A 22,940-nucleotide genomic window follows, 5' to 3' on the forward strand; every position below is an offset into this window, starting at 1 on the left:
CAATCGCCGGTTCAATACCGACAATTGGCTGCATAATAAGGTGTTTTTTACTTGTCTCAAAAAGGTTAGTCAGTGCCTTGATTGGAGAGTTTTCTTATTATTATTTTGGCTTCAGTTGTTTCTGCAAATGATATTGGATTAAATCCTAGTTATTTTTAACCAGGAATTAAACTTAACACCACATCGTATTTCACATTATAAGTAACACCTGAATTCGTTTCTCCATTTAGAGTCACATCAAAAGTTGTGTCTTTCTTGTACTCTGTCTTATCAATCAAAACCTTTAATTCACTCTTAAGTTCACTTTCAGATTTTTGTTTGTCCTTACTAACGTATAATTTGATATTCGCATTATCAATACCATAATCAACGTCAACAGATTGAATTTCTTTTAAAGTTAAGAAAGACGATATCAAGCCCGTATTGCTAATCTTTTCTGGATCGAACTTTCCTCCAATTTTAAAGTTGATAGTATTACCAGTAACAGTAATCTGGAAATCCTCACCATCGGAATAACCTTTTAGCTTCTCACTAATTTGAACTTTTAAATTAGCAGCAGCTTCTGCCGCCTCATTAGAAGCTGGTGGCGTAACAGGCGGTGTCACTGGCGGTGTTGGAGTTACAACTGGCTCTCCATCCACCTTATCAATTTTATCTTTCACACTATCGTAGTCCTTGATAACGTCTTTTGCATCCGTGCCGGCTGGTAGCTTCACATCGCCGACTTTTGTAGAGGCACCTAGTGATACGAGTGCTTCTTTTAGTTTGATAAGTAGGTTATCCACCTTACCCGTCGTTTCAATGTTCACTGGAGCCGCTGTTGCTAAAACTAGATTCTTAATAGCTGCATTGCCATCCAGTGTGAACTTATCTGGCGTTTGAACTGTCAGGCTATTGATTTGAGCATCCAATGTTACGTTGTCAGCACCTTTGAAGATTTCCACAGAAGGGAAGATATATGTTGTGTCGCTGATCAATTTGATATTGGAAAGGATATTCAATTGAGTAAGTGAACTTGTTCCAAGGAATTGAATTGCCATTGGAGATTTACTATCCACCTCCACGACTTTAAAACCTACGTTTGTGAACGAAATCGTAGAATCCGCAACGATGGTTGCTGTGGAAACTGGAGCATCTCCGATCGTGACTGTGCCGTTCACTTTGAAGTTATTGATCGCTAAGTGCTTTCCTGTCAACTTCAAGTCGCCAGAGAGTGTAGAACCAGCACCATCAAAAACAAGTGGCGTTGCAGCTGTACCGGAAGCGTTTAGTTCGAGCGACTTCACTGAAACAACTTGTCCATTTTTAACATTTAATGTGATTTCAGCACCTTTTAATGCAGATGCATTCTTTTCGTTCAAGATAGCTTTTACTGAATCGGAAACAGTATAGCTGCCTTTATTGATCACTACTTCACCATCTTTAACGGATGTTACATTTCCTGTAATCTCCACGCCGTCTTTCATCATATCAGCGCGATGCAGGAAAATCGCCATTTGCGCACGATCGACAAAATTGTAAGGACCGAATGTAGTGCTCGTCAGCCCACGTGTGATGTCATAGTCTATCAATGATTGGACGTATTGTGCATAAGGAAGTTTTTTGTTCACATCGACGAACTTATCGTTCACGAGTTCTTTCTGTTCAAACCCAAACGCCTTCCCGATAATAATCGCCATCTGGGCGCGAGTCAATTTGTCATTCACTCCGAACTTGTTGTTCCCGTACCCTTGAATGACACCTTCTTTGTTCAATGCTGCAATGTACTTATAGAACGGATGACTTTTCGGTACGTCTGAGAACTTAGGGTCAACAACGGACGAAGTATCCAAATTCATAATCCCTGCGATGAACTTAGCCGCCTGGCCACGTGTTACATCTTCTGCTGGACGGAATGTTGAATCCGAATAGCCGCTGATTACCCCACGCTTTGTTAAATTCATGATTGCTTCATAAGAAGCCATACTTTTTGATACATCTTTAAACGTAACTGCCTCTGCACCTTGAGCAGTTGGAGCCAGTGCTACGATCGAGCCTGTGAGCATTGCGCTCGCTACGGTCATTTTAAATAACTTATCAGACATCTTCAAAATCGAATCCCTCCAAATTTTATAATAATTATTCCTAAAGAAAATCTTACCATGATTAGGTAAATATTCATAGAAGATTTTTCACTTAATTTACAATGTTTGTTGTAAAAACGAGAAATTTAGGTGAATTGCACGGTCTACTATTAAAAACCGTCTTGTTAAATGCAGAATATTCCTATCTCGATAAACAAAAAGGTCCTCAAATTGACAACTCAATTAGAGAACTCTTTTGTTTGTTCAGCTATTTAACTATACAACATTGTGCGCTGTATACGTTTTCACCCAAGTGAATTTCTAACCATCGAATCTTAACTCAATTAGCCCCAAGTTCACGGATACGATTCTCCATCAAGCATCCAAAACTACTTGATATAAGGCGATGCAATGAAACCGGATTGCTTTTTCCCATTCTTCACAGTTTGGGCTGGGTACCAAACGAATTGGTTTTTCGAAGTTGGAGGTTCATTGTAAACCGGTCCGCCTAAAATTGTCAGTTGGTCCGTTGAAGTCGTGGGTACTAGTTTTGAAGATGTATTCGGTTCTGTCCGCATACCCGATCCAGAGTACGTTACCTTATCACCGGATGTCAGTAATTCCTTGGACGTGGTTGCTTCTTTTGTCATATCGAAGATTTTTTTCTTGAACTGGATCGTATGGTTCGTAACTTCACCATAACTGAAGTCCTCTTTCGTCATTTGAATGGAATGGATAGCGGTATTCAACAAGCCATTTTTACTGAGCTCGAAATAGACCTTTTCTTGATAGGCATTCAAGTTTCTATCACCCGTCGCTTGATAAAACGGGCTATTTACAGACTTAGTGCCATTATACGCCATGATTGCAAAATACCAGTGTTCCAATTTTGCTGAATCATGGTCTGCAATTTTCGGTAAATCCGTTCGAATGAAATTTGTTTGAAGGAAGTCCAGACCTGCCTCAATATTATACATTACATCATATTTTAGCCGCTCTACATCGTATCCAGCGGTGTTCGTGATTTGCATCAGCCCGATGCCACCGTCGTTACTAATAATCGGCTCACCTTTGTCAGTGAACTGCTTCCAGCCATTGCTTTCTACAGACGCAAGCGCTTTTACAATTTCAGGCGGTATCGGAGTTTCCGCTTGTCTTGCAGCTTTCGTAAGCAAACAGTTCATGGTTTGTCGATCCGGATTTTCTCGACTTTCAGGATCATATCCACACACGTAGACGGTTAAACGAAGTTCGTCATTTAACGCGCGTGCAAGAAACGCAGAGAACTGAGCACGCGTCAACGACTTCGCTGGTTGAAAACGTCCGTCAGAATAGCCTTCGGTGACACCAAAAGCAATCACTTTGCGAATATCGGAATAGCTACTGGAACTAATTGGAACATCATGAAACGAAAGTGCTTCTTCTTCCTCGAGTTTAAATGCACGCGCTAAAAAGCTCGCCATCTGGCCGCGGGTCACGACTTCATTCGGCCGAAAGGTTCCATCTGTATATCCGTTAATGATCCCAGCTTCGCTAGCCGATTGAATAGCTCCTGAAGCTGCACTTTGGCTACTTACATCCGAGAAGGCAGTGTCCCTTTTTTCTGTTTTCAAATCGAGAGTTCTTGCGATCATCAAGGCTGCATCACCGCGAGTCACGTCATTATCCGGTGCAAACCGATTATTCTCAAATCCTCGAATGATCTCTTTATCATACAAAAATCTCATATGCTGAGAAAAAGGATGTGTGCTCTGTACATCCGAAAAACCTGCTGCGTTCACTGGTTCTACATTCCCTAACAAAACCAAGGAAACTGATAAGAGTAAAACTACTATTTTTTTCAAAACCATCCCTCCCTACCAGTAGCTTACTATAGTTCGAATTTTTCGCAAGAGGACATTGGTTTTTATTGGTGTATTAGATGGAAGGAATTCCACAATACATAATTTCAGACGATGAAGAGTGAACACTTGCTGAATTTACTCATTCATCATTCTTCACTCGACACGGAAAGTATCTTCCAATGTATACGGATGTTTCGCAGAGCCTACCTGTATTTTCAATTTGTATTGCCCTTCTTCCCATTCGTACCGATCTAATACGATGCTGCGATTTTCAAGCGGCATGATTAAGTCACCATCTTCATCCAGCTTCAAATACGACATGGACCATGCCGTTTCTATTTTTAATGGCAACGTTACAAATCCGGGATCTTCTTGCCTGACAACTTTCACCCACTCATCCTCTTTCTTTTTAAACACTTCCAGATCCTTACTGTAGGAAATATAATTCGGACCCCAGTTCTCGATTATGAATGTAATGGTTTCGTTCTTTTTATAAACATCCTTCATGATTTTCATAGCCATATTATACTGATCGAAAGTAGTATAGAGCGGATCGTATCGAACGTCCTTCACTGCGTTATTGGCATCCCTGACTTCCACTGTATATCTATACAACTTACCAGGCTCATTGGGAATCTTGACTTTGGCTTCTTCCAGATTGGTTGTAGTGATTGAAAAAATCTCTTTCGCCTGTTCTGCATGTCGATTCACTTCCTCCAATGTGATTTTTGCGGTATACCCCTCTTTCAAATTCGCGGGCATGTCTGGTTCATAAACAGAACCGGGATATACTTCAATAGCTCCGTTGAGCCGATAGGGATCATGGCGTCTAAAAACATTTCCTTGACCATAACGTTCCGTCCCAGAGTTCACGACAGTTGCAAAGTTCTGGATGTATAAGTCTTGATAGGTCCCTTCATAATTTTTTGTTTCTTCGTCTACTTCTATTTCTTTAGAAGCCGTGCAGCCCATTAGAAAAATGCTCAACGTACTTATTGCAATAAGTCTTTTCATCTTTCACTCCTCCAATCTCTTATTTAGTTAGTCGTTCCAAAAATGGAATAGTTGCACTTTATGTTAAATTAATACCAGTAGAATGCGAATGACTAATTGTAATCAATGTGTTTCTTCAGGAGAGCAATCAACTTATTTACCTAGATTCCTAGAAAATCTCTAACCGTTTTCTTGCTTATGGATTTCTCCAAAGACACTTCATACATCTTCGCTTCCCTACACTACTGTTTACCTCCATTGGAGAAATTTCATCTGAACCCCTATCACCTGCCCTAACAGCATTTTAGAAGTGCGTGAATTCAAGTTGTCTAGAATTCAACTAACTTAGTTGGCTAAATCGTGCGAAGTATGGGAATGAGGAAATTTATTAATAGAAGTTTCGGAGATTCAATTTATTGTGAAACGTTAATAGATGGTTGTGTAGACTTCTCGGTGCAAAAGTACACGAATGGGATACGATGATGTCAACTCTCCCTCATGAGTTCACAACTTCTGTACATCAAGCACAACTTTAAAGATACAGCTAATTATCTTGGAAAAACGGTTGATGTGGTAGAACTAGAATAAAGGAACTGTAGGCAGGGGTACTGCTAGTAAAAGCGGGTTGGCGCTTGTAGGATAGGTGACGACTGTCGGTGGATTCTCCTATGGATTTCCTATTGAAAAACCTCACCATATTGTTTTCAGTGATGATTTAGGGGGCTGTTTGGTGCTATTCCGAAAGAAACCAAAGTGTACTTGTTTCATGTATCTACTTCATGAACCGCTCTTACAGAAACTTGTAATAAGCAAAAAAGTACTTTAATCAATTTAACGATTAGAGTACTTGTCTGACTTCATTTCATTTTGGAATAATCGCAATTTCATGTCCAGCAGGCACTATTCACTACTCCCTAAATTAGTGATTGTTTTTGTTTATATCATAATTCGACAAGTTTTCATTAACTAAAATGCCGAACAACTTTTCTGAATCCAATTCGTTCAAATCCGTATATAAATCATGCGTTGAATCAATAAGTTTAACTGTTTTACCATCAGGATTTAATGATAGATAGTAAAACGTTTTTACTGGATTCTCTTTGTCTTCATTATCAATACTTTCAATACGAAATTCCCCAGAACTACTTGTTGTTTTTTTCACTGCTACCCAGTTGGCATTATCAATAATATCTCTTACTTTTAAATAAATCTCAGTGTCATTTAACATTCTAAATGGTTTATAGTCACCATTCCCATCATTGATGTCAATAATAAGATCGCCAGCAGACTCAATGATTCCAATATCAATGTCGTTATAACTGTCTTCGCCTACACTCTCTTTATTTTCTTCCTTTTGTTCGTCGATGTCTGCAGATTTTTGTTCTTTTTCACTACAACCCGAAAGTATTATAACCGGTAACACAAGACTATACATAAGTATTTTTAATATTTTCATGGTAATTATCCTCCTTTTTATCCGTCAACCTAATAGTCGGTTTGAAAAGCAAAACTAGTTTGTGAATTGTGTCCAATAACCACGTGAATTTTTTACAACCTCATTTTTTCTTCGTAATCCTTCACTAATCCCTCACCAATTAATCCCCATATTTTACTAGTAATATTTATAGATCATTGATTTACTATTTTTCTGATAAATAGTATTCCCTGAGCCTAACTCTAATAGATTTATCCCTCCTACCGACTATTTACTTTGCAAATCCCCCTTCTAGTCAGGACCTTTTTTAATAGTATTTTATGTTCAGGAGTCTTTTACTTAGTTGTGCTTCGTTGTATAATTCAATATCCAAAAGAAGAATTATTCTTTACAATTTCGGCTAACCCAGTTTAACTCTCTCGACTTTTTTATAAAAGATACAATATTGTCGTGATAATAATACAAAAACACAGCATCCGACTCACCAAGAAATTATTGAAAATTATGATTCACTCTCACAGTTTATATTATACCAGAATTCTCCATTCATACATCCAGATCTTTAAAAATGATTTACCCGGGATGAGTTATCATGCCGCTAAAATGTATTTATACCCATCTGTGGCGTTACACGGGTGAATATAAATACATGTCACTTTATTTCACCATTAGTAAAAATAGACGTAGGAAAGGACAGTTTTTGAACTTGATGAAGCTCCTAGATTAACTGAGGATACAGACCGCTGCTTCACTTCCAGCGGTGATCTCGCTTCAAGACGACGATCGACTCGTCTTGTAATAATCTTGTGCAAAATGTATGCCTAAAATATATGATGTTTTCAAAACCCTAGTCTACAGAAATCTTTGCAAGGCAATTTTAGATAGCTACTTTATTGGAAAACAGACGTGGAACTCTCTTTCTTGAATGTACTCCTTTATCCAACGTAGCACTTATGGTTTCAAGCCAATTTCACGTCTCTTTCCTCCTTTTTCAGTGACTTGCGGATGAGTGGTTAGGAAGTCACTGTCCGTGAGTTTGATGCTGACCAGTTCACTCACTCGAACGCCTGTGTACAACAACAAGTAGACAATCAACGTGTTTCTTGTGCTGACCTTGTTGCGTTTCTCGACAAAGAATAATAGTTGTTCCACTTGTTCGTCTGACAGACTTGTGACAGCTGTTTCACTGCCGCTTGAGGTATGTATTTTGTCATTTTTCAATACTATGATGCTCTTACTTAGAACACCTGTGGTTCTTAGAAAATCGTTGTAGACCTTAAGGCTGTTTACCTTCTTGTTGATGGTCGCGACTGCAAAGTTCTTCTGTAGTAGGTGTTCTTTGAAGCGAACGAATGAGAACCGCGACAATGGTTGCTCTTCACCTGCTGCCTTTTCCTTCAGGAATCGTTGAAATCCTTTTACGTCTGATACATACGATTCTATCGTTCTAGGTGCACGTCCTTCTTCAAAGAGCCACTGTTCAAATGCTTCTATCGTTGATTGCATGAATGTCCCTCCTCCATTTAAAAAAAGACCATGCGTACCTCAAAGAGAGGCATTCATGGTCTATTTACGTTTGATGATGATGACTAGCAGTGTGACGACTAGCTCAATGACAGGTGCGGGAATCATGATGGATAATTTCGGTAGCTTACTCATGACGGTTTCCTTTCAGCTAGCTTCTTACTGGTTTCTTGAAATGAAGAGAGTTCCTTATTGTCGGATGATTAGTAGTGTAAAACAATAACTCACGACAGTATTATATTTCTTTCGGGAGTTATTAACCTGTAAAAACCGTTGGTTTGTTGACCTAGCAACCTTCTCGTCCAATCCACTTATTGAGAAGTAGAACGGTCATGAGATTATTAGACTAGTTGTCTAGTTTTGTCGTGAGTCTTAGTCGATGATTGACAGCAATTTTCTCAACTGAACTTCATCGTTTTTCGTAATGACTTGGAGACACCATTGCGGTGAATTCGGATAGAATCCAATCGTCCCACACCAAACATATTCTTCGCTATCTTCAACTATCATCAATTCATAAAGTAGAGTACTTGGAATGATTTCAAACAGTTCTTGTGGGATGAATGCTGAATCTAATTCATCCATCCCTAATTCCAATCCTTCTGTACTAACGTCTTGTGCAGTCACTTTCACGCCGTAATCTTTCCGTAAAATTTGAACGAACCACTGAACTTCACTAGAAATGAGCTTGCCTTGATTGAGTTGGTTTGTCATTAAATGTACCCCTTTTCTTTCAATGAGACAAAATCGTCTTCACCAATGATGAGATGGTCAAGGACATCAATACCGATTAGCTCTCCTGCTTCAACCAATCGCTTAGTGACTTCAATGTCTTCAGGACTTGGACTCGGATTACCGGATGAATGATTGTGGGCGACTATAATCGAACAAGAGTTAGACAGAATGGCGGTTTTCATGACTTCCCGAGGGTGTACTAAAATCGAATCTAATGTCCCCACATGACATACGTTAATGTGAGTGGGTTGATTCTTTACATCGAGACACATGACGACAAAGTATTCTCTATCTAGTTCACCTAGAAACTGTTTGAACAGGTGGAAGCCATCTTCAGGACTCTTGATGGAACGATTCTTGTACAGTAGGCTTGTTTCTTTCACCATTCGCAAGGACACAATGTCAACTCGCTTGGCTGGATGTGACTTGGATTGTGCAGACTGTGTGGGTGATGTTTCTGATGTGTGTTGAGTGTTCGTGTACGGATTAATTTCTTTCATGGTTTCTCCTCCTAAATTAGAAAACGTCCTCACCCGGTTGAATGGATGAGGACGCTTCGTGTATTCAGGATTATAATATCTATTTGAAATGCTAGTTGCTACGGTTGTGAAGGCAAAAGAAAAGCCCTCTAACCGATTGCTCGATTAGAGGGTCTTCAATTCAGCAAAATGTTGCCGAACCTTAACTTTGAACATTAGGATATCTATTAGTAATAACTCTAATTATTTAGTTACAGAAACTTTTACTAGAGATTTAACCAAGACACCGTTTTTGTCTTTAAGATTCGTTACTTTACCTGCAGTACTGCCTTCTTTAGTAGTTACAGTCAAGTTTGCTCCGCCGACAACAGTAGACCAATTACTGTTAGCTGGTACTACAGTGATGACAATCTTCTTGTCATTAGAACCTTGAGCTACTGTTGCTGTTGCAGGAGCAGGAGTACCCGCTACTGTAAACGTTCCAGCATCACTCTTAATAGTAAAGTCAGCAATTACAGCTGCTTCATCTGCAAGTGTAGACGGGTCAATAGCCTCATCGAAAGTAAGTTCCAATGTGTTACCAAGAACCTTAGATGCAGTTAAGGTTGCTGGTGTATTATCAGCAACCGTTACAGTTGCTGAACTAGTAGCATATGGATTACCTGAATCAAATGTTAAACCAGTAGCTTTTAGTAGAGCAGGACCTTGAATATTTACTGAATTACTTGCAGGTAGCTTAATTTTGATTACTTTGTTCGTATTATCAACAAATGTGATATCACTGTTAGCCGGAATTGTTTGACCGTCAAGAACAAAGTTCTGATAGTTTAGGCTAGCTGCAGTAAATTTCTCAGTGCCTGGTGCTGTAACTGTGAATTCATTAGTTGCTGAATCTGCAATAACTGCTTTAGCAGGGTCTACAGTTGAATTGTCTCCTACTGTTACTGTCGGAGCGTTGAAAGTAGCATTTTTGTTACCATTTAAGTCAGTAACTGCACCAGCTTCGAATCGTGCTTGGTAAGTACCTGCTTTTAATTTGCCAGCTGTTACAGCTGCAGCATCTGTCGTTTTTACAACTACAACATTATCTGTTCCAGCTTTAACAGTAGCTGTTACAGGAGAAAGTTCTGCTCCATTAAGACGAAGTTTGACACTTCCTACTGCTGTTACTGTTACAGCTTTGTCAAATGTTACTTCTACAGATTCTTTATCTACAGCAACCTTTGTAGATTTAACAGTAGGGTTCACAGTATCTTTAGTCAAAGTTACATTCTTAGTATAAACTTTATTCTTTGTTCCACTAACGCCTTTAAATGCATCTTCAACGAAAGTAATAGAGAAGTTCTCAGTGTTTCCATTTGCATAAGCAGCGTCTGTTAGAGTGATATCATATTTATTTCCATCAGGATTAACATCAGCTGGTGCTGCTGCAACTGTAAAGTTAGTTGTAGTAGCGCCATCAGACTTAGTTACAACAAGTCCTGTTCCAGCTAACATATTAGTATTTGAAGTTGAATCTAACTTTTTGTTTAAAGTTACACGAACTTTTTGGTTTTGAATCTGCTCAATACTGTTCACAGCCAAAGCAGCAGTGTCTTGAGCTACAAGAACGTTACCATTATATGCAGTCATTAAGTTACCCACAGCATCCGTAATACCTGCAACATAAATAGCTGCTGTAGTTCCTGGTTCTACATCAGCAGGACGGTCAATCGTCAATTTAGTTGATGGCGGAGTAACTAAATTGACATTACCCGTAGCTACCGGCTGTCCATTAACGCGTACAACTTCACCCGTTTTAGCGTCAATTGGCTTTGAAAAAGTTAATTCAAATTTATCAGTAGCAACATTGTATTTAGCTTCTGTTACTGTTGGTGCAGTTGCATCGTCAGCAACAAATTTGCTGTAGTAATTTTCAATTTTATCAGTTGTTCCTTTTTTCACTGCATTGCTAACTTTCACATCGTAGTTTCCACTGAAATACTTTGTGCTAGGCGCTGTGATTGTAAGTGTCTTTCCATCTTCACTTAGTTTTGCATCAGTTGTAGCTGGAAGTGCACCAGTAACAGCATTCGCATCTGCTGTAGTAGTAGTTCTAGTTAGTTCTACAACATTAGCATTCAATTTAGTATTGTTAGTTCCTGTGACAGATGATTCTTCTACAGGAGTATTGAATTTAACTTCAACTTGTTTGGCGTTAATCGCCTAAAAGCAACCTAGAAAATGGGTGAATTGGTATTTCACGGAACCCTAGCAGACCAAGCATTCACGTCACTCGTGTCTCTGGAAAATTGTTGTTCAATAGAAAATCAATGAACAATGTTGCAATACAAAGGAAAACAACAGAGAATCAAAAAAAGAGAACCAATAGTCAAAATGTCGCCCAAACACCAATCCTGCTAAAAACCCCTTGAAAATCTCACACAAAACGGATGAAATCCCACCGCATCATTTGGGACACTCCATCCCATACAAGGACTGGTTTCAAAAACCCCAAAACCCCAGCACTTCTCCGATAGAGATTCACCTCAAGAAACTGGTTTTGTGTAACTACATTCCATTAACCAATCTGACAAACCAAAACATCCAGCCAAATCCTTCAAAATTCATCCATCCATTGAGACAGATAGAATACACTTTTCAAAAGAAACGTCGTTCGTCTCTCTAGAGTTTGGATACATGAAATCATATTACGAACAAATAATCTTACTATATAGTACACTACACATTCCCTAAAACCTCTACTTCCTTCTAACCTAATAAAATCAACATGGAAGGCTACAGGGATGATTGTAAATGAATAGACTCACTTACTCCATGATACATACATTAGAATTCTTCAGTAATTCATGGTCTTGGAATGCTAACTGAGTATATGAAAACAACTAATCTTGAGTATTTTCTACCTGTTTAGTAGATGACTCTCTCCTTTGAAAAGGGCGGGGTTTCGAGGTTTTTCGTCTCAGCTCTTGTCCTGCCTGAGTTTCTCTTCTTTCCAATCTGTGGATTTCGAGAGATTCTCGTCCTTCCGCTCGTGGTTTTTTCGGAATTCATTTTCGCACAAAAAAAAGAAGCACTCGTTCTGCTTCTTAGCGACCATTCAGTACTTGTACAACCTCTTTTTCATATCCGTACTTTCTGAAAAAGTCAACGAGTGCTACTTCAAATAGGTCTCGTTGGGTCATGTTATTTTCCCTCGCAAACTCACTAACTAGATTGGAGAGTGTATTTATCATTTGAACGGTTTTGGTTTGTGCAACACCCACTATTGTGTAACGGGGGATGCTTCCTCCTTTCCCGTATGGAATCAGTATCTCTGTAAGTCGTTCTTCATTATGTTTCAGTAGCTTCAATAGGGACAGGTAAGATGCGAGGTCAGTTTGTTCAACCTCCGTTACTTCTTTCGTTGCAGTTGGTCGTGGCATCTCTTCAATCAATTCGTTCCTACCTGTTGCAATCTCCTGTGGTTTCCGTTCATAATTATTCAATTCCGTGTTCCACTGGTAGCCTTTCATTCCCATGAAGTCGCCTATTTCCTGCATGTCCTTGAATCCTAGTTTCTGACAGACAAGCATTGGCTCATCTGTATTGACTTTCAGTAACTCAATGACTCGGGTTGCTTTGGATGTATTGACGTGAATGACTTGTTCCTCTATTTGCGGAACGTAGTTTTTCATATACCTATCATAGCGGTAGCCTTTTTTTCTCATGTACGCATCTATTGATTTATAATCCTTATGATTAAATTCTCCTGCTAACTCATCTCGACTCATGCCTTGAGCTAATTTCGTTAGGATGGTATGGACACGTTCATCATGCTCTGGCGATACCGCTTCTACTAGTTGTTTCATCTTCTTCAACTTCCTTTCCCTTATAGACTTAGTTGGTTCACTGCATCTTGCAATTCAGACTCATCTACATGGACGTAGACTGCTGTTACCGTTCGGAAATCAGAATGTCCCAGCAAGGCAGCAACCGTCGGCAATCCTGTTCCATTTTTGACAAGCTTGGACGCAAAACTATGACGGAGCGTGTGACAGGTGACTCTCTTGTCCCACTGGAGTTCTGTTGTCGCTTCTTTCAACAAACGATTGATGTAGACGGGAGAGATTTTCCCTGTTTTCTGTGTCGCAAAGAATGTGTCACTGTCTTGTATGAAACGTCTAGGTCCGTTTTTGTACGCAATCAAGTACGGTTTCAGGTCTTGTGAGAGTGGAAGCGTCCGTGGTTTATTTCCTTTCCCGTTTCGTACGTACACACGATTCTTGTCAAAATCAATGTCATTCATGGTCAACGCCAAACATTCACTTATCCGTAACCCTGTAAAGGCTAGAGTCCGCACAACTAAGTTCCCTAGTGAGTGATTCATGGTCGACAACAACAATTGAATTTCTTCGACTGTGAGGAAATCCCGTCGTTCTTTATGATTCTTCAACGTCTCTATGTAAGCCGTCGGGTCTTTTTCTACAAAATGATTCCGCATGGCGTACTTGAACAGATTGCGTAACCCATTCAATGTGACATTGATGCTGGATGGTTTGTATCCTTTATTTACTTTCAAATCGTAGAGGTATTCTTCAATGTCCTTTTCCTGTATCTGTTCTAGAAACACTGGACGGTTGTATTTCGTCTGAATTGCTTCTGCAAAACGTTTGCAACTCATGATGTAGCTTCGGATGGTTGCTGGGCTTTTTTCAGCATGTGTCAGCTGTTTTTCAAATCCTTCAAAGCTATTCGTTAGTAACATGGTTCATTCTCTCCTTTAGTCATTCGTTTATTGTGTGGGTATGGAGAAGGCTGTGACTGAATCCGCTTTTCTCATTCAGTCACTCCCCTTCAGTACTCAATCAAAGTCCGGTAAAATATCTTCTAGCGATTGCGCTGGTGGATTGTCCATAAAAACTGAATTAGGTCTTGAAAGATGATGCGTCTGCGGAAGTGTACTGACCTCGTCTAATAGTTCGTGAGGTAGTTTCAGAACGTACACCGTTTGCTTCGCTGGTTTCCCTTCTTCGCCTACCAGTTTACGTTGACGGGTGTTCTTCCCTGCTTCGTTGTCGAGAATCCCTTCTTTTTTCAATCCTTTCAGCACAACTTGATTGCTAGAAAAGCCACCTTCGGACAACCATGTATCTAATATCGTCTTGACGACAGATACCTCTAAGTAGTCTTGTTTCTTCTTCAGTGCTCCGTAGCAAGCCGTTCCGGAGAACCCTCGGTCTCCAAAATTGAACTTGGCATGATGTTTCACAATCTTTTGTTGAAGGTAATCCAACGACTTCGACTCTAATGAACGTGTACCGATGTTCTCTTGGTCATTTTCAATGATGAACTCAAGTAATGAATCCAGTTGAATCTCAAAGTCGAAACAGTCATTCATCACTTGTCCTGTTAGGAGCATCACTGCGTACTTTTCAGCGATTCGCTCAGAGAATCCATCTTTGATGGTCATGGCTTCCACGACTCTTTCCTTCCACTCTTCGAGTTGCGCTCTCCACGCTTCTTCTTCGAATGTGTCAATGACGTGTTGCACAAATTGTGGTCCAGCGTGACCGTAGTTGTTCTCCAGTGCATTCTTGATGGCTTCCGCATGAGCTGCTGAGTCGGTCCACGCAATGTTGCCAAATTCAGGGAGACGTACGAGGAGTCCTGAATTTTGATTCGACTTCTCTGTGAGACGATGTTCGCCTGTCGAGAGGAATGCACCAGACCACTTTTCCTGTTCGCGTAATTCAATATCCGAATTCAATCGGTTTTTATCCCGACCTTCAGCTAGCTGGTAGATGACGGAAGTGAAATCTGAGTTGGTTTTGGTACTCGACTCATCCAGTACAATGGGGAGTCCATGATTGTGTGCAATGACTTTCATCAGAGCATTGAATGTCGCATTCCAGTTCTTCAAAAGTCCATCCGCACTTGGCTTGCCAAAGCTACTAATCGCAAGTCGAGAAGCTGTAGTTTTCCCTGTTGAACTATCCCCATAGATGTGAACTAGCAACACCTCCAATGGAAGGTATTTAGACAACAATCCATTGACCACGGACGTAAACCCATACACCAGCGCAAACTCTAATGCCGGTCTACCCAGTACATGTTGACGAATGGTTTCTTTCCACACCTCAAATTGACCGGTCGGTTGGATGGCTAATGGTCCACTGTAGATGGAAGCGACTTCATTTACACGTGTATCTCGTACACTTCCACTCGGTTCTTCTATCGATTTCCCTGAAAGACTGTGATAATGGTAGTAGACCAATTCATCCCCAGTCTGCTTCCAGCCTAATGCGGTATGCAGGTAATGCGTTTGTTGAATCGTTTGTTCTTGCTGTTGAAGGAAGGCGACGATTCGTTTGTAGTTATCCCCTCGGACATCTGCTCCTTTTTCGGTTAGCAGCATGATATTCTTTTCATTGAAGATTTCTCGTGTTGTGCTCACTCGATGGTATTGTCCTCTTGAGTAGAAGAGGATTTCCAACAACACCGTCCCGTTGTCGAGTGTTCGGTACACCTTATCTATCCAAACCAACTGGGATAGTTTAGACTTAGTTTTTGTTCCTGTTTCCATATCTGTTTCTTGAACATACAAACTGTTTTTCGTTACAATGAACTTACTACCAATTTTAATCTCGTCAGAAGCATTAGGTAGGGTTGTGACAGCTGCATTAGGAAGTAACTCGTATTTGTAGCTTAACTTTGTTGCCATGTCAGTTCAGCACTCCTTTAGTAGACGTCAAGTGGTTGCAGCCACTTGACGTTTTTCTTTTAGTTTGATGGGACACCTTTCAAGAGGCAGAAGATTCCGACACCATTTCAGACACTGGCTCCGTGACCTGCTTTGGTACAGCGTGTTCGTCTTCCAGTTCTTCGTATCGTTCTTCTTGAATTTCTTTCGCTAAGCGAACACAAATCATTCTCGTTCCTTCTTCTTCAATCACTGTCCATGTTCCAATGGAATGGGAGGTTCGGGAACTGTAGTCTAATTCAAACAGGGATGTTAAGCGTTCCACCAGTCCTGCGGAATACACCACGTTTTTAGTCGGCTTACCTGCTAGGTTGTGTGCGACTTCTTCTGCTTGAGCCGCTACTATGTATACTTCTTGATTCTCATCATTCACTAGGAAGCGGACAGCGTTCGGTGAATCCAGTGCATTGAGTATCGGAGTTGCAACCTTGACGCGTTTCCCATTCTTGTTGTTGACGATGGAGAGAGCAGCCCCTTTCGTTGAAAACGTATTAGTAGGCAATATTTCTTCAAGTTCTTTCAACACCCCTATTTTCTTTACTGGATGCTGTTCTACTAACGGATTGACGATTTTAGACGATTCGGTCTGTGTGAATGTCTTACTTCCCTCTACTGGTTCCTTTACATGAGCAGTTGTGCTCGATACATCTATTGTATTCTCTACCGTACTTTGATTCGGTGTGACTCTTGGTAATTTCGATTTTCTTAGTGCCATTTTACTTCCTCCTTTTATGGTGCAAGCGTTTTACTTTAAGTTCTTATCAATCATTGCCGTCCAGCTCATCCCCTACTCCACGTATACACTACGCTCCTTGGCAGGTTAAAACGTTACTCCGACTATGAATACCATGCGGTAATCTTTGAGCTTCAGCTTCTTCGCTGCTTTTTCAACAAAAGGTCCCAAGTAACAATTGATGCCTTTGGCAATTTGTTTGATGGTATCTGCATCCCACTCGTCATTTAGGGACACTGTGTAGCTCATTGTGTGCTCATCCATACCTCTTATTCCGACTAAATTGAATGCCTTATGAATTGCTTCTTCTGAGAGGAAGCCTAGCAAGGATTTCGGAATTATCAACTGTTGTAGTTGGATAGAAAAACCAACATACTCTCCCCTGATGACAGGTTCTTCTGATTCAATGAAATCCAGTTCCACTGTAAACCGGTCATTGTGGATTCGCTGGTTGAGTATAGCCGTTAGATTCTCTTTTCCAATAAGCTTACAAGCTTCCAAGAGGTTCATATAATCTAAGTAATTTTGATTGATAAGCTTCCTTAGGATGTGTACGCCTAAATCATGGTTTGAACTTCCTTGAAAAGCATCTCGTCTTCCTCCCTGCCATTCGTAGGTTGTCATTGCTGCAGAAGTACTCGTTTCGTTAGTGTTCATTTTCCTGTCTCCTTTTCGACTGCATGAGTTGTAGCAGTTGTTTTACTTAACACTTCTCACACAGTAAACCATGAATCACAGAGGTAAAGCAAGACTTTTATTTCAATCAAGAACAACACCAAAACGCTTTACCTAAAGGGTTTTCACATACTTTATTTTCTTATTTCAGCAAGTTTTCATGGTAGACCAAGCCTTCCCGTTTGATGTTTATGGAAAGTAAAGCTTCCCGACTGAAAAGACGTTTGGACTAGTAGCCCGAGCCTTTACGCGTATCACAAGAATCCTCACTATCTGAATTTCACAATGTCCTCTAATTAAAATTTCTAAAATTCAGTCTTGTATTTAAAGAATTTTCTTACGTTATTTTACATAACTACAAACGATTAATAGCATCCATTTTCTCTTCTCGTGTGGTCTGAATGTAGAATTTTGCGGTCATGTTGACGGTAGAATGTCCGGCAAGTTTACTGACAGTCGTCAAATCTACCCCTTTTTTCAACAACCTTGTGCAAAATGTATGTCTAAAAATATGTGGATGTAGCCTGAATCCCAATTCATCTGAAATCTTTGCAAGCCAATTTCTCACCGCATCCCGATGCATCTTTTCTGCACGCTGACTCACCAAAAGATAGTCGCTTTGGTGGAAAACAGACGCAGAACGCTCTTCTTTTATATAGCCCCTTACCAACCTAAGCACTTCTGACTTCAAGCCGATTTCACGTCTCTTTCCGCCTTTGCCGATGACTTGAAGATGACTCGTGAGGAAGTCAATGTCCGAGAGTTTGATGCTGACCAGTTCAGACACTCGGACGCCGGTATATAACATTAAGTAGACAATGAGCTTGTTTCGAGCGCTAACCTTGTTGCGGTTCTCGACAAAGAATAGTAGTTGTTCCACTTGTTCCTCAGACAGACTCGTGACAGCTGCTTCACTTCCAGCGGCAATATGTATCTTATCCCGTTTCAATACGATGATGCTTTCACTTAGAGCTCCCGTGGTTCTTAGAAAATCGTTGTACACTTTCAGACTGTTTACCTTCTTGTTGATGGTTGCTACTGCAAAGTTCTTTTGTATTAGGTGTTCTTTGAAACGGACAAAGGAGAATCGGGACAATGGTTGTTCTTCTCCTGCTGTCTTTTCCTTCAGGAATTGTTGAAATCCTTTTACGTCTGACACGTACGATTCTATCGTTCTAGGTGCACGTCCTTCTTCAAATAGCCACTGTTCAAATGCTTCTATCGTCGATTGCATAACTGTTCCTCCTCCATTAAAAAAAGACCATGAGTACCTCAAAGAGAGGCATTCATGGTCTATTTCCGTTTGATGATGATAACTAGAAGTGTGACAACTAGCTCAATGACAGGTGCTGGAATCGCGATGGGTAGTTTCGGTAGCTTACTCATGACGACTTCCTTTCCGGTAGCTTCTTACTGGTTTCTTGAAATGAAGAGAGTTCCTTACTGATTTCCGCAAGTACTGTTACTAATATGGCAAGTGCTGATTTTTTCCACATGGAAAGCATCTCCTTTGAATTTGAATGGTCATTACAGTGCGATGATGGAATGTGCAAACAGATGAACTCACGCCAGTATTATATTTCTGTCGTCAGTTTTTAGCCTGTGAAAACCTGTGGTTTGTTGACCTAGCAAACTTCTCGTCCAATTCTTCTTTTGCAAAGTAGAACGGTCTTGAGATTGCTAGGATATTTGATTAGTACGGTCGTGAGTCTTAGTCGATGATGGACAGCAGTTTTCGGAGTTGGACTTCATCGTTTTTTGTGATGACTTGTAGACACCATTGAGGACTACTAGGGTAGAATCCTACAGCCCCACACCAAACATTCTCTTCGCCATCTTCTACTATCATCAATTCGTAGAGTAAGGTACTAGGAATGATTTCAAACAGTTCTTGTGGAATGAATGCCGCATCCACTTCGTCCATGCCTAATTCCAATCCTTCGGTACTAACGTCTTGTGCGGTCACTTTCACCCCGTAGTCTTTTCGTAAAGTATGAATGAACCACTGAACTTCACTAGAAATGAGCTTGCCTTGATTGAGTTGGTTTGTCATTACATGTACCCCTTTTCTTTCAAAGAGACAAAATCGTCTTCACCAATAATGAGATGGTCGAGTACATCAATGCCGATTATGTCTCCAGCTTCAATCAATCGCTTAGTAACTTCAATATCTTCAGGACTTGGACTCGGATTGCCAGATGGGTGAGTGTGCGCCACTATGATAGAACAAGAGTTAGAGAGAATGGCGGTTTTCATGACTTCCCTTGGATGAACAATGCTAGAATTCAGGCTGCCTACATGGCATACGTTAATGTGTGTGGGTTGATTCTTTACATCGAGACACATGACGACAAAGTATTCTCTGTCGAGTTCTCCTAGAAACTGTTTGAACAAGTGATAGCCGTCTTCTGGTGACTTAATAGACCGATTGGCGTACATCAAACTCTTTTCTTTCACCATCTTCAAGGACACGACGTCGACTCGCTTGGCTGGATGTGACTTGGATTGTGCAGACTGTGTGAGTGATGTTTCTGTGGCGTGTTGAGTGTTCGTGTACGGGTTAGTTTCATTCATGGTTTCTCCTCCTAAATTAGAAAACGTCCTCACCCTGTTGAATGGATGAGGACGCTTCTTCTATCTAGGTTATAATATAAATTTGAAAATCTAGTTGGTACGATTGTGAGCGCAAAAGAAAAGCCCTCTAACCGATTGCTCGATTAGAGGACTCTCCCATTCAACCACTTTCAGTTTGGTTGATTAGTATTGCATATAACCGGGTTTTGACCGATGTTAATATACAGTCTAGACTCAGTATTAATTGTTAGTAATTTTGATATTCCCAGAAGTGAAGAGGTTATTTCCAGCTGCATCTTTAACATCAAGAGTAGTTGGAAGTACTTTCAATTCTAATCCTTTTGCAATATCTTCTGCAGTTACAGCTGTACCTAGTGTCAAAGCTACTGTCTTAACAGAAGATGCCGCAGAAGTAGGAGCTGTTACTGTTGTTGCAACCGTCTTACCACCAATTACCAAAGCAAAATCATCAGTTGAAGAAGCTCCTAATGAAACTGCTTCAGAGAATGTTAACGTTACTTCAGTAGTAGTTGTTAAAACTGCTTTTTCTACCTTTGGAGCTACGTTTTCTTTAAGAGTTACTGTTCCAGTGTACTTATCCATAGCAACTGAAGAGCCTGCAGCTTTTACGTTTTCAACAGTTACATTACGCACTCCTGTGAAAGTATTAGAATCCGCCTTCAATGTTAACTCTACAATCTTCGGTGAACCAGCTACGATTCTTGCTGACTCGACTACTGCTCCATCAATTTTGTAGTTTGCAACGTTAGTACCAGTAGCACCATCAACATTATCAGTAAACTCTACAGTTACCTTATTGTTAATAGATGCATCTTGTGCAATTGGTGTAACTGCTTTAAGTGCAGTCTTGACATCGCTTGGAGCAACTCCATCTTTACCACGTGTAAACTGTACTTTCATACTGTCCATTGCTTTATTTCCTGAGACACTTGTTACCGCAGTTGAAGAAACAGTTAGGTCGTATGCAGCACCTTCAACTTTAAGAGCTGCAGCTGACAATGGAACATGAAGAACCTTTTTGTTCGTTCCCTTACCATCTGCATAAACTGCTGTTGGTGTTTCATTAATACCAGTTGTAGTTACGTAATCCTTGACTTGCTTACCTGCTAAAGTTACTACACCAGCAGTAACATCTTTATCAAATGTTAACTCAAGTACTTCTGCATTGTTTTTGTCTACAACTAATTTAGAAGCTGTTACTTTTGGCGCTACAACATCCTGACTAAACGTTACAACTTTTGACAAGTCTGTAGCACTTGTTTGACCAGCTAAATCAACCGCTTTACCCGCTTTAACAGTTACTGTAGTTGCTCCATCAAGGTTAGCGTCGACTGTTACTTTATATTCGTTAGCAGAAACTTTATCGATAGCAGTAACTGCAGGCGTACCTGAAACATCTACTTCAGTTCCATCAGCAGTGAACGTAATATCTTCTACGTTTTTCGAGAACTTGATATTGAAAGTTTTAGCTCCTGTTTGAGTAACAGAGCTAATTGCAGGTGCAACACCGTCTACCTGCTCTTTTGTAATTTTAACAGTGGATGGTTGTGGAGTAACAATGTTACCAGCCATATCCTTCAAACCATTAAATGTTACTGTGATTTCTTTATTAACTGGAACACCTGCATTTGACAAGTCAACAAGAACCTCGGTTGCTCCAGCACTAACTGTCGTTGTTACGTTTGATTCCGTAGTTCCGTCAGCATAAGTGTAAGTTGGAGTGTGAGCTTGAACAGGCTCAGAGAATTTAATCTTTACTTTGTTAGCAGAAACGCGCTCTGTACCAGTAATAGTAGGAGCAGTAGTATCTTTACCTAAATCTAAAACCTTCTTTTCGAAGACTTCGACCTTTTTACCATCAACGTCTTTAAGACCGTCAATTTTCACATCGTAACGACCTTCGAATACTTTACCAGTATCAGCTGTAATAGTTAGAGTTTTACCGTCTTTTGACAATTCACCAGTGGCAGAGTTACCAGCTACATTGTTAGTTAATGGTGAATTCGGGTCCAAGTTAGAAAAAGCGAATACACCTGTTTTAAGTGTGCCGCTTGTACCTGCAGCAAATACTGTTGCAGCATCTACTTCATTGTTGAATTTAACTTCAACTTGAGTAGCGTTAATCGCCTTAACTGATTCAACTTTAGGCTCTACAACAACAAAGTTGAATGCAGCTTGCTTACCGTTTACAGAAACAGTACCTGAAGTATCTTTTAGGCTAGCGTGAGTGATTGTGTAAACTTCACCTTTAGCATCGCTCTCTACTTTAGTAGGAGTTACTTCTTTACCGTTAACTAAAACTGTAAAGTCTTTAGCAGTCAATTCTTTGTTTGCTGTTTTAAGTGTAGCAGTTGTTGTTGTTTCGTTCACAACAGTTACTGCCTCAACGATTGCTAACTCAGGATCTGGATTTTCTGCACGGAATACGAACAAAGCGAATTCTCCGCGAGTCAAGTTTTGCTCAGGAGCAAAGATTGTTTCTGATTTACCAAGAGTGATTCCGTTTTCTTTCAATGCAGAAACATAATCGATCCAGTTTTTGTTTACATCTTTGAAGCCAGCTTTTTCAGTAGCTGTCAATTTGTAAGCATTCGCAAGCATTTTCGCCATTTCTTGACGAGTGATGTATGCAGCTGGGTCGAACTTAGCAGTTGTACGTCCAGAAGCGATTCCTGCTTCAACGATAGCGTTTACTGCACCTTCAACACGTGAGTTCACGTCTTGGAAGCCTTGGTCTTTTGCGTTAGCAGTGTCAAGCTTCAATGCGTTAGCGATCATAACCGCTGCATCTCCACGTGAGATATTGTTAGAAGTACCGAAAGTAGTATCGGAAGTACCTTGTGCAATACCGTTTTCCAATAGGTAGTTTACTGCGTCTTTGTAATCTTTGCTAACATCTTTGTAGCTATCGACTGGAGCCGCAGATGCCACCGGTGCTAATGCTGTTGCAACTAGAGTTGCTGTAGCAGCTGTTGCTACGAATTTCTTATAAGCGTTTGGTTGTTTCGCCATTTTGTAGAATTCCTCCTTGAATGTAGGTAAATTAGTCCCAATGCCTTTAGTAGCAATAGACATAGTTTAAATTCTATCGCAGTTTCGCAAATTGCACAAACTTAAAGAGA

18 protein-coding genes are annotated in these 22,940 nt (G+C 40.3%); 1 reads left to right on the forward strand and 17 read right to left on the reverse strand.

Translation table 11 applies throughout. The features are described from left to right. Window positions 1-155: 155 nt before the first annotated feature. From H9659_RS12245 to H9659_RS12265, 5 genes are all read right to left on the reverse strand, one after another. Window positions 156-2,084 carry an S-layer homology domain-containing protein gene (locus H9659_RS12245; protein WP_225217831.1) on the reverse strand — a complete coding sequence of 643 codons (1,929 nt, stop codon included), beginning with the start codon at window positions 2,082-2,084 and terminating at the stop codon, window positions 156-158. A 368-nt stretch (window positions 2,085-2,452) separates the two neighbouring features. Continuing rightward, entirely contained in the window at window positions 2,453-3,907 is a 1,455-nt protein-coding gene (locus H9659_RS12250; protein ID WP_191690948.1) for an S-layer homology domain-containing protein, read from the reverse strand. A 153-nt stretch (window positions 3,908-4,060) separates the two neighbouring features. Beyond that, the gene (locus H9659_RS12255; protein WP_191690950.1) at window positions 4,061-4,921 is read right to left on the reverse strand and encodes an immunoglobulin-like domain-containing protein; all 861 of its coding nucleotides are present in this window, start codon (window positions 4,919-4,921) and stop codon (window positions 4,061-4,063) included. An 898-nt stretch (window positions 4,922-5,819) separates the two neighbouring features. Beyond that, window positions 5,820-6,356: a hypothetical protein gene (locus tag H9659_RS12260; protein ID WP_191690953.1), complete on the reverse strand. Its 537-nt coding sequence runs from the start codon at window positions 6,354-6,356 to the stop codon at window positions 5,820-5,822. 930 nt (window positions 6,357-7,286) lie between these two features. Then, entirely contained in the window at window positions 7,287-7,841 is a 555-nt protein-coding gene (locus H9659_RS12265; RefSeq protein WP_191690961.1) for a tyrosine-type recombinase/integrase, read from the reverse strand. Window positions 7,842-7,896: 55 nt separating this feature from the next. Between H9659_RS12265 and H9659_RS12270 the strand changes: the two genes are divergently transcribed. Further along, the gene (locus H9659_RS12270) at window positions 7,897-8,082 is read left to right on the forward strand and encodes a hypothetical protein (RefSeq protein ID WP_191690965.1); all 186 of its coding nucleotides are present in this window, start codon (window positions 7,897-7,899) and stop codon (window positions 8,080-8,082) included. A 149-nt stretch (window positions 8,083-8,231) separates the two neighbouring features. Here the strand turns inward: H9659_RS12270 and H9659_RS12275 are convergent, their stop codons facing one another. The 12 genes from H9659_RS12275 to H9659_RS12330 all read right to left on the reverse strand — a co-directional run bounded on the left by H9659_RS12275 (window position 8,232) and on the right by H9659_RS12330 (window position 22,830). Continuing rightward, window positions 8,232-8,573 (reverse strand): hypothetical protein, encoded by a 342-nt coding sequence (locus tag H9659_RS12275; RefSeq protein ID WP_191690967.1) that lies wholly within the window; start codon window positions 8,571-8,573, stop codon window positions 8,232-8,234. Continuing rightward, window positions 8,573-8,980 (reverse strand): JAB domain-containing protein, encoded by a 408-nt coding sequence (locus H9659_RS12280; protein ID WP_225217832.1) that lies wholly within the window; start codon window positions 8,978-8,980, stop codon window positions 8,573-8,575. The genes H9659_RS12275 and H9659_RS12280 overlap by 1 nt, the downstream gene beginning before the upstream one ends. Window positions 8,981-9,316: 336 nt before the next feature. After that, entirely contained in the window at window positions 9,317-11,197 is a 1,881-nt protein-coding gene (locus H9659_RS12285; protein ID WP_191690971.1) for a hypothetical protein, read from the reverse strand. Window positions 11,198-12,162: 965 nt separating this feature from the next. Then, entirely contained in the window at window positions 12,163-12,924 is a 762-nt protein-coding gene (locus tag H9659_RS12290; RefSeq protein ID WP_191690973.1) for a hypothetical protein, read from the reverse strand. Window positions 12,925-12,944: 20 nt separating this feature from the next. Continuing rightward, on the reverse strand, window positions 12,945-13,820 hold the full coding sequence (locus H9659_RS12295) for a tyrosine-type recombinase/integrase (RefSeq protein WP_191690975.1): 876 nt from the start codon (window positions 13,818-13,820) through the stop codon (window positions 12,945-12,947). A gap of 96 nt (window positions 13,821-13,916) precedes the next feature. Next, complete coding sequence (locus tag H9659_RS12300; protein ID WP_191690977.1) at window positions 13,917-15,776, reverse strand: DUF927 domain-containing protein; 1,860 nt, start codon at window positions 15,774-15,776, stop codon at window positions 13,917-13,919. 79 nt (window positions 15,777-15,855) lie between these two features. Then, on the reverse strand, window positions 15,856-16,530 hold the full coding sequence (locus H9659_RS12305) for a hypothetical protein (RefSeq protein WP_191690979.1): 675 nt from the start codon (window positions 16,528-16,530) through the stop codon (window positions 15,856-15,858). Between the two features lie 105 nt (window positions 16,531-16,635). Beyond that, window positions 16,636-17,205, reverse strand: a complete 570-nt coding sequence (locus H9659_RS12310) for a hypothetical protein (protein ID WP_191690981.1) — start codon at window positions 17,203-17,205, stop codon at window positions 16,636-16,638. Between the two features lie 373 nt (window positions 17,206-17,578). Beyond that, window positions 17,579-18,457 carry a tyrosine-type recombinase/integrase gene (locus tag H9659_RS12315; RefSeq protein ID WP_191690987.1) on the reverse strand — a complete coding sequence of 293 codons (879 nt, stop codon included), beginning with the start codon at window positions 18,455-18,457 and terminating at the stop codon, window positions 17,579-17,581. Window positions 18,458-18,934: 477 nt separating this feature from the next. Next, window positions 18,935-19,276, reverse strand: a complete 342-nt coding sequence (locus tag H9659_RS12320) for a hypothetical protein (RefSeq protein ID WP_191690989.1) — start codon at window positions 19,274-19,276, stop codon at window positions 18,935-18,937. Beyond that, window positions 19,276-19,683 (reverse strand): RadC family protein, encoded by a 408-nt coding sequence (radC, locus tag H9659_RS12325; protein ID WP_404828985.1) that lies wholly within the window; start codon window positions 19,681-19,683, stop codon window positions 19,276-19,278. Before radC ends, H9659_RS12320 begins: the two co-directional genes overlap by 1 nt. A gap of 354 nt (window positions 19,684-20,037) precedes the next feature. Continuing rightward, complete coding sequence (locus tag H9659_RS12330) at window positions 20,038-22,830, reverse strand: S-layer homology domain-containing protein (RefSeq protein ID WP_191690994.1); 2,793 nt, start codon at window positions 22,828-22,830, stop codon at window positions 20,038-20,040. Window positions 22,831-22,940: the final 110 nt, after the last annotated feature.

Source organism: Sporosarcina gallistercoris, from assembly GCF_014836415.1.
GTDB lineage: Bacteria > Bacillota > Bacilli > Bacillales_A > Planococcaceae > Sporosarcina > Sporosarcina gallistercoris.

What these genes read in the sequence shown, in the direction of transcription:
- H9659_RS12245 (WP_225217831.1), bottom strand. Translation starts at nt 2,084, where the DNA reads ATGTCTGATAAGTTATTTAAAATGACCGTAGCGAGCGCAATGCTCACA.
- H9659_RS12255 (WP_191690950.1), bottom strand. Translation starts at nt 4,921, where the DNA reads ATGAAAAGACTTATTGCAATAAGTACGTTGAGCATTTTTCTAATGGGC.
- H9659_RS12260 (WP_191690953.1), bottom strand. Translation starts at nt 6,356, where the DNA reads ATGAAAATATTAAAAATACTTATGTATAGTCTTGTGTTACCGGTTATA.
- H9659_RS12265 (WP_191690961.1), bottom strand. Translation starts at nt 7,841, where the DNA reads ATGCAATCAACGATAGAAGCATTTGAACAGTGGCTCTTTGAAGAAGGA.
- H9659_RS12270 (WP_191690965.1), top strand. Translation starts at nt 7,897, where the DNA reads ATGGTCTATTTACGTTTGATGATGATGACTAGCAGTGTGACGACTAGC.
- H9659_RS12275 (WP_191690967.1), bottom strand. Translation starts at nt 8,573, where the DNA reads ATGACAAACCAACTCAATCAAGGCAAGCTCATTTCTAGTGAAGTTCAG.
- H9659_RS12280 (WP_225217832.1), bottom strand. Translation starts at nt 8,980, where the DNA reads ATGGTGAAAGAAACAAGCCTACTGTACAAGAATCGTTCCATCAAGAGT.
- H9659_RS12290 (WP_191690973.1), bottom strand. Translation starts at nt 12,924, where the DNA reads ATGAAACAACTAGTAGAAGCGGTATCGCCAGAGCATGATGAACGTGTC.
- H9659_RS12295 (WP_191690975.1), bottom strand. Translation starts at nt 13,820, where the DNA reads ATGTTACTAACGAATAGCTTTGAAGGATTTGAAAAACAGCTGACACAT.
- H9659_RS12300 (WP_191690977.1), bottom strand. Translation starts at nt 15,776, where the DNA reads ATGGCAACAAAGTTAAGCTACAAATACGAGTTACTTCCTAATGCAGCT.
- H9659_RS12305 (WP_191690979.1), bottom strand. Translation starts at nt 16,530, where the DNA reads ATGGCACTAAGAAAATCGAAATTACCAAGAGTCACACCGAATCAAAGT.
- H9659_RS12310 (WP_191690981.1), bottom strand. Translation starts at nt 17,205, where the DNA reads ATGAACACTAACGAAACGAGTACTTCTGCAGCAATGACAACCTACGAA.
- H9659_RS12315 (WP_191690987.1), bottom strand. Translation starts at nt 18,457, where the DNA reads ATGCAATCGACGATAGAAGCATTTGAACAGTGGCTATTTGAAGAAGGA.
- H9659_RS12320 (WP_191690989.1), bottom strand. Translation starts at nt 19,276, where the DNA reads ATGACAAACCAACTCAATCAAGGCAAGCTCATTTCTAGTGAAGTTCAG.
- radC (WP_404828985.1), bottom strand. Translation starts at nt 19,683, where the DNA reads ATGGTGAAAGAAAAGAGTTTGATGTACGCCAATCGGTCTATTAAGTCA.
- H9659_RS12330 (WP_191690994.1), bottom strand. Translation starts at nt 22,830, where the DNA reads ATGGCGAAACAACCAAACGCTTATAAGAAATTCGTAGCAACAGCTGCT.